Below are 688 nucleotides of genomic sequence, written 5' to 3' on the forward strand. Positions count from 1 at the left end.
CGGCACTTGTACCCACTGCTCCCATGGATTGGCGTACACCAAGTTGGGCGCAGTGGTCCCTAAATGCCTGTGAGGTGTACACACTACCGTGGTCGGAATGGAAAATTGCCCCTTTAAGGCTTCCGCGGACTTTCCTGGCATGAGACAAAGCCTCGATAACCAGCGATACCCGCATGTGATCGGCGAGTGCATGGCCGACGAGTTTGCGCGAGTAGACGTCGATGACCGTGGCCAGGTACATGTTCTTGCCTCCCTTACACGGCAGGTAGGTGATATCGCCTACATAGACCTGGTTCGGCTTATCAGCGGTGAATTTGCGGCCTATTAAATCTGGCATGACTCGGTGGCCAGGCTTGCGCCTGGTGGTGATGCACCGACGCCGTTTAGTAAAGCCTTTCAGGCCCATGGATTTCATGATGCGTGCGACCTTCTTGTGATTTATCGGAGGAAAGTCCGTATCGTCGTTGAGACTTGCAGCGATGCGTTTAGCACCATAAAGCCCGTGCTCATCATCGAAGATGGCCTTGATTCGTGTCAATCCGACGGCAACATCACACTCACCACTTTTCTGTAGACATAAGACCTAGACCCCGCTAGACACGTGTAAAACAATGCTAGGAACGGCCCTATTTTACAGGAAACATTCTGCCGCATACCGGCGTAACAATAGGGTGTACCCCAGGTGCCC

Annotated in this window: 1 pseudogene; it reads right to left on the reverse strand. The window is 53.2% G+C overall.

Going from position 1 to position 688, the window contains the following annotated elements:
* Window positions 1-532: pseudogene (locus HMPREF2806_RS08120) on the reverse strand (IS3 family transposase); the annotation flags it as partial.
* Window positions 533-688 lie beyond the last annotated feature (156 nt).

The sequence above is a fragment of the Corynebacterium sp. HMSC076G08 genome (assembly GCF_001811515.1).
Taxonomy (GTDB): domain Bacteria; phylum Actinomycetota; class Actinomycetes; order Mycobacteriales; family Mycobacteriaceae; genus Corynebacterium; species Corynebacterium hiratae.